Here is a 4856-nt window from a genome sequence, read left to right as displayed (position 1 = left end):
ATAGAAGAGCCTAAAGAATCAAATACCAGAAAAGAAAAAAAGAGAAAACATTATATTTACAACAATTACTTTATGAAAGCCATTCATTTCAATTAGTTTTTAACTTGCATTCGCATAATGATAATCCCTTTATCAAAATATCGATTATTTATATTTCCGTTAATCTTGGATGTTCAGATCGCAAAAATTTGTCTGAGTTCCCTCCAGATGATCACTTATTTTGAAATGTTATTTATAACCGGATTTTCGTGGAGAAAAAGATGACAATAACCACTATCATTATCTCCCTCATTACTGTAGGACTTATCGGTTGGGGGATCACAATTTATAACCGGCTAGTTGCTCTGAAAGAGCAGACAAGCAATACATTTGCCAATATCGATGTTATTTTAAAACAGCGTGCAGAACAGATCCCGCAGCTTGTGACCGTGCTGGAAAAGTCTATGGAACATGAACGTGATATTTTTACTCGGTTAAATGATGCACGGCAGGGATATCTTAATGCCGATACCTTCACAGATAAAATCAAAGCCTCCAATGAAATGAACAATGCATTCCGATCTGTACTGGCCGTAGCTGAAAACTATCCGACACTGATTTCAGGTTCCCAATTTTCACAATTGCAGACATCGGTGACGGATCTAGAAAGTAAAATTGCTCATCGCCGCGAAATGTTTAATGATGCAGTAACGAAGTATAATACGGCGATTTATCTATTCCCTGATCTGATTTTTGCCCGCATGTTTCATTATCAGAGGCTACCTTTATTAGAAATCTGTCAGGAAGAAAAAGCCTATGACGGTATCAAGTTTAAATAAATCAGATAGTAAACCTTATGATGACTATGATATTTTTTACTTTTATTTTTGTTTTTTCCTGCGTATTAATCTTTATCCTCAATCTCCTTTTAAAAGAAGTCGTGGGATTTAAACGCCTTCACTGGCTTTCCGTTCTTTTAATTGGATTGATCATTACCAGCACGGTTTTTTATCTCGATTATCCTTTCAAACATTTTTCCTATATACCCTATGGATTTCAAGATGCATCGCGGCGGCAAGGGAGTGAATCCCCGGGAGCATAGATAACTATGTGACCGGGGTGAGCGAGTGCAGCCAACAAAGAGGCAACTTGAAAGATAACGGGTATATATTCTTTGGCGCCTTTCTGCTTATCCTTGCCATGGCGATTTTAATAAGGGGTAGTGACCGGGTAGCTGCGATAACTGCAAACAAATGCAGGGCTGGCGTAGCCCCGCATTGACTATTGCTTAATGCTTTGAGATGACCTACGACATTTCGTCCTGTTCTCCATATAAAACGATCCCGGACGTGTCGATTTGATTTTCCAACTGACGCAGGTCATAAGCGCTCTGGAGACGCAGCCAAAACTCAGGTGTACTTCCCAGCGCGGCGGCAATACGAATTGCCAGTGGTGGAGTTAACGCAGTTTTACCGGCAAGAAAACGCGATACCGTAGCGGGTGTTACTCCAATATTGAGTGCAAAGCGACGACCACTAACACCCATGTCCTCTAAATCTCTGGCTATAATCTCTCCAGGATGGGAAATTTTAAATTGTCTCATTAGTGATAATCCTCATAATTCAAAATGTAAGCATCACCGTTAATGAACTGAAAAGTAATGCGCCAGTTAGCCCGGACAGTAATAGACCAGTAACCTTCGCGATCTCCTTTCAACGGTGAAGTTTATAGATTTGACGGTTTAACTCACCTATTTCATTTGCCGCATCAATAGCCTGTAAACGGTCGTTAATCCTCTCGGCATCCTGCGCCGGTACACCAGAAGTAATCCCTTTTTCAAAAAGTTGCTTCAACCCTTTGTGCTTGAATGATTTAATCATCGTCCTATCCGTATTACATGGCGTGTAATAGCGTACGACAATGTTACACGTCACGCAATAGTCACAATAAGTCATCGGGCGCAATTGCGTTAACCTGTTGCCATTTGAGGAGGTTTGGCAATAGATTTTTGCAATGGATAAGTCACTGACCTACCGATCTGCAAAATGGGATTGCACAAACGAACGTTTTTGGCACAATTACAGGAGCTATTTCGTGTTAATTGGCTATGCCCGCGTCTCAACCCTGTCTCAAAGCTTGGATCTGCAAATCAAGGCACTCAACTACGGACTCTTTACGATCTTCTTGTATTGGCGGCAACGGGAAATCATCGACGAATTGATCGAGTTGTTTATTCAAATCGTTCACTGGCTATCGGTTCGTGCCGAACGCAAACTGGTCAAAACTCTGCTTAGTGATTTTCAGAAAGTACACGGTAAGACGGCTCTGTTATTCTGGATATTTTAATCGTCACTGCGATTTTCGGCCCTATGGGTGCAATGTTATGCCTACTTCCCTTTGCTCGAATACCAGGAATTAGCCAGGTTATTCAGACATTGGTTATCAGTTTATTAACCTCTGTTTTTGTTAATTTACTCTGTGTCGTGGTCATTTATTTAATCTTTACAAACGATATTATCCGCCTGTTCTGGAGCTTGATTATTGCCCAAACGGCCTGTTTGTCTTTTTGGTTTATTAATAAAGAAGCTGTGTTTAAACTGGCTGAACAGGATGACGCCATACGCCAGAGACATTCGAAAATAGAAGGAAAAAATAATACCAAGAAAAAGAAAAGAAAGAAGAAGAAATAAAAAAAGGGGTAAAAAGGGATAAAACGGTTAATGTGACAGGATTTAAACCCTGAAAAAAGGGGATGATTATTTGAGAAAACAGAAAGGGATATTTTTATCCCATCAGGCTATTTATCGGCTGATTTATGAAGACAAAATAAAGGGGGATAATTTATTAAAACTGCTTAAAACTGCGGGTAAAACAGCATCAGTAAAGATAAAAATCGGATATGATTATCATCAGTTATACCCTATGGATTTCAAGTTGCATCGCGACGGCAAGGGAACGAATCCCCGGGAGCATAGATAACTATGTGACCGGGGTGAGTGAGCGCAGCCAACAAAGAGGCAGCTTGAAAGATGACGGGTATATACTTCATTTATTTTAACCTGCCATAATCATTTAAAAGTGAAAATACAGAAGTATTAAATTTTTATATCAAGGGAAGATTTAACTTGGTTAAAACCTTTCATAAGGAGAGTTAATGGAATTTAATCGAAAATCATTAACCATTAATAATGAATTGAAAATAAATCTGCATGTAAAACAATATTACCAAAATAGATGGGGATTAAGGTGCTTTGCCACCGGTTATTTTTTTATTTTATGAAGAAAATCGTAAAAATAACGCAATAAAAAAGAGATAAACAGTGTGGATTGTCAGACACACACCGTTTTCCCACCAATGAAATTGCTGCCAGTACACCACCCGCTTCATCAACCACTCAAATATCCCCTATCGGTTCAATCTGGTTATAATGAAAAACCCGTTTACCCACTTTTAACACTAATTTTGTGAATATAAGGGTCCGGGGTTTTACAATCACAAACGGCACTTTTCATGTAAATCGAAAGCATAGTCTTTCCTTATCTCTCAGTATTAACTACCGGAAAAAGTTAATACTGAGTTGTTTTAAAAAGGCCATAGTTATCTAGAAATAACCACTTTTCCATTGATTAGAGAAAAATAGGGGCTAAATGTGCGACCATTCTCACTGTTATTTTTATCTTCAATTAACAAAGGTGAATTATTGCTATGCTCAAGCTGTAACCTAAATAACCGTCCCCCCATATAACGTATCAGTTTATATTTACTCCAGTCTATCGGTACTGCCTGATAACCATTATCAAAATCTTGCTTAAAATCCAGAGAATCAAAAAAAACCTGTTCTGTGCTGTTATTGGCCAATGCATATTCATGCAACATTAATTTAGCTGACGATTGTAAAGCTACCAAATCTTTATTTTTCATTATTTGCCAGATATCTTCATAGGCTTTTCTAACTAACTCGGTGCTTGCTTCCGTCTCCGGCAAGGGAGTAGCCGTAGTCCAAGCCCAAACAGGCAAATCATTTAATGTCACTGTTCTCTCTGCATAATAAATGCCTTCACCCTTGAGGTTTTTTTCCGTTATTTTACTATACTGTGCTGTATCAGTATTAAAATTAACAGATTTCATACTATTAGGCTCTGCTATGCCATTTTTATCTGCCACGCTAGCAATAATATTCGTGATTTCATCCGAGTGGTAAGGAGTCATCCTCACCAACCGGACTTTACACTCCGCATCCTTATCTTTATAAATATATCCTTCTTTTGCATCACTAAATGGAGCCATTTCGATATAAATAGTATTCTTACCATTCTGCAATAATGGTGCAATATTATACCCGGTCGATATAGTGCCGGTAATTGAATGCAGGTTACTTAATGTATACATCCCATTGACTCTAAGGACACAACGTGCCCGATTAGTTTCTAAATAAGTGATATATTTAACTTTATCCATAGTATTTTTCCCATAAGCTGATATTGAAAATAGGACCATAAAAAATAAAAAAACTTTTCTCATTGCGACAATCTCAGTTTGTATGTTGATTTATATTTTAGTTATATTTCCTTATTCCCCAGCATTAACTGCAAAAAACAGTTAATACTGAGTTATCCAAAAAAGGCCATGATTATCTAGAAATAACCACTTTTCCATTGATTAAAGAAAAATATGGACTGAATGTGAATCCATCTTCGCTATCATTTTTATTTTCAAATAATAAGGGCGAATTATTACTATGCTCACGCTGGAATCGGAATAAACGCCAGGGCAAGATCGTGAATATTTTGTTAAAAAAATCAGATTTGACCGACGGTAATAGTTATGATCTCATACTCTCTTTTTGAGAGCAAAAACCATGTGCTTTGATATTTTT

General features: G+C 37.7%; 7 protein-coding genes and 1 pseudogene. 5 read left to right on the top strand and 3 right to left on the bottom strand.

The features are described 5' to 3' along the window. The first annotated feature begins 260 nt into the window (after window positions 1-260). Both ACGF49_RS23980 and ACGF49_RS23975 read left to right on the top strand, forming a co-directional pair. Window positions 261-818, top strand: coding sequence for a LemA family protein (locus ACGF49_RS23980; protein WP_113041991.1), 558 nt, complete (start codon window positions 261-263; stop codon window positions 816-818). A gap of 271 nt (window positions 819-1089) precedes the next feature. Then, window positions 1090-1260 carry a hypothetical protein gene (locus ACGF49_RS23975; protein ID WP_387493144.1) on the top strand — a complete coding sequence of 57 codons (171 nt, stop codon included), beginning with the start codon at window positions 1090-1092 and terminating at the stop codon, window positions 1258-1260. Between the two features lie 25 nt (window positions 1261-1285). Here ACGF49_RS23975 and ACGF49_RS23970 read toward each other — a convergent pair whose 3' ends face one another. Both ACGF49_RS23970 and ACGF49_RS23965 read right to left on the bottom strand, forming a co-directional pair. After that, window positions 1286-1582 (bottom strand): HigA family addiction module antitoxin, encoded by a 297-nt coding sequence (locus tag ACGF49_RS23970; protein WP_387493142.1) that lies wholly within the window; start codon window positions 1580-1582, stop codon window positions 1286-1288. Then, a pseudogene (locus ACGF49_RS23965) lies at window positions 1582-1859 on the bottom strand (type II toxin-antitoxin system RelE/ParE family toxin). Before ACGF49_RS23965 ends, ACGF49_RS23970 begins: the two are co-directional and overlap by 1 nt. A 214-nt stretch (window positions 1860-2073) precedes the next feature. Between ACGF49_RS23965 and ACGF49_RS23960 the strand changes: the two are divergent. The 3 genes from ACGF49_RS23960 (at window position 2074) to ACGF49_RS23950 (ending at window position 3037) form a co-directional block, all read left to right on the top strand. Continuing rightward, window positions 2074-2325 carry a hypothetical protein gene (locus ACGF49_RS23960; protein ID WP_387493139.1) on the top strand — a complete coding sequence of 84 codons (252 nt, stop codon included), beginning with the start codon at window positions 2074-2076 and terminating at the stop codon, window positions 2323-2325. A gap of 23 nt (window positions 2326-2348) precedes the next feature. Further along, window positions 2349-2669, top strand: coding sequence for a hypothetical protein (locus ACGF49_RS23955; protein ID WP_387493137.1), 321 nt, complete (start codon window positions 2349-2351; stop codon window positions 2667-2669). A gap of 209 nt (window positions 2670-2878) precedes the next feature. Next, window positions 2879-3037 (top strand): hypothetical protein, encoded by a 159-nt coding sequence (locus ACGF49_RS23950; protein ID WP_387493134.1) that lies wholly within the window; start codon window positions 2879-2881, stop codon window positions 3035-3037. Between the two features lie 540 nt (window positions 3038-3577). On the opposite strand, the gene ACGF49_RS23945 is transcribed toward ACGF49_RS23950, so the two are convergent. Then, a complete protein-coding gene (locus ACGF49_RS23945) occupies window positions 3578-4501 on the bottom strand; it encodes a hypothetical protein (protein WP_228902654.1) in 924 nt (307 codons plus the stop codon). Between the last annotated feature and the right edge of the window lie 355 nt (window positions 4502-4856).

This window comes from Photorhabdus sp. RM96S (assembly GCF_042879335.1).
Classification (GTDB): Bacteria; Pseudomonadota; Gammaproteobacteria; order Enterobacterales; family Enterobacteriaceae; genus Photorhabdus; species Photorhabdus kayaii.
This window is presented reverse-complemented; position numbering and strand designations above follow the sequence as displayed.

Excerpts from the sequence above, each read along its gene's own strand:
- ACGF49_RS23980 (WP_113041991.1), top strand. The coding sequence starts at position 261 with ATGACAATAACCACTATCATTATCTCCCTCATTACTGTAGGACTTATC.
- ACGF49_RS23970 (WP_387493142.1), bottom strand. The coding sequence starts at position 1,582 with ATGAGACAATTTAAAATTTCCCATCCTGGAGAGATTATAGCCAGAGAT.
- ACGF49_RS23955 (WP_387493137.1), top strand. The coding sequence starts at position 2,349 with ATGGGTGCAATGTTATGCCTACTTCCCTTTGCTCGAATACCAGGAATT.
- ACGF49_RS23950 (WP_387493134.1), top strand. The coding sequence starts at position 2,879 with ATGATTATCATCAGTTATACCCTATGGATTTCAAGTTGCATCGCGACG.
- ACGF49_RS23945 (WP_228902654.1), bottom strand. The coding sequence starts at position 4,501 with ATGAGAAAAGTTTTTTTATTTTTTATGGTCCTATTTTCAATATCAGCT.